1 protein-coding gene is annotated in these 400 nt (G+C 66.2%); it reads left to right on the forward strand.

Annotated elements, in window-relative coordinates:
- Positions 1–400: ATP-binding cassette domain-containing protein (locus tag K9U40_RS24360; RefSeq protein ID WP_282892611.1), on the forward strand; the 400-nt coding region annotated here is incomplete at both ends.

Below are 400 nucleotides of genomic sequence, written 5' to 3' on the forward strand. Positions count from 1 at the left end.
GATCCGCTCCATCATCGGCCCGAACGGCGCCGGCAAGAGCTCGATGCTCAACTGCATCAACGGCGTCTATGCGCCGCAGGAAGGCTCCATCACCTTCCGGGGCAAGACCTTCGCCCACATGAACAGCCGCCAGGTGGCCGAGATGGGCGTGGCGCGCACCTTCCAGAACCTGGCGCTCTTCAAGGGCATGAGCGTGCTCGACAACATCATGTCGGGCCGCAACCTGAAGATCAGAAGCAACCTGCTGATGCAGGCGCTGCGCATCGGCCCGGCGGTGGCCGAGGAGATCCGCCACCGCGAGGTGGTCGAGCGCATCATCGACTTCCTGGAGATCCAGGCCTGGCGCAAGGCGCCCGTGGGCCAGCTGCCCTACGGGCTGCAGAAGCGCGTGGACCTGGGC

Origin of the sequence: Xanthobacter autotrophicus (genome assembly GCF_030015065.1) — a bacterium.
Classification (GTDB): Bacteria; Pseudomonadota; Alphaproteobacteria; order Rhizobiales; family Xanthobacteraceae; genus Xanthobacter; species Xanthobacter autotrophicus_D.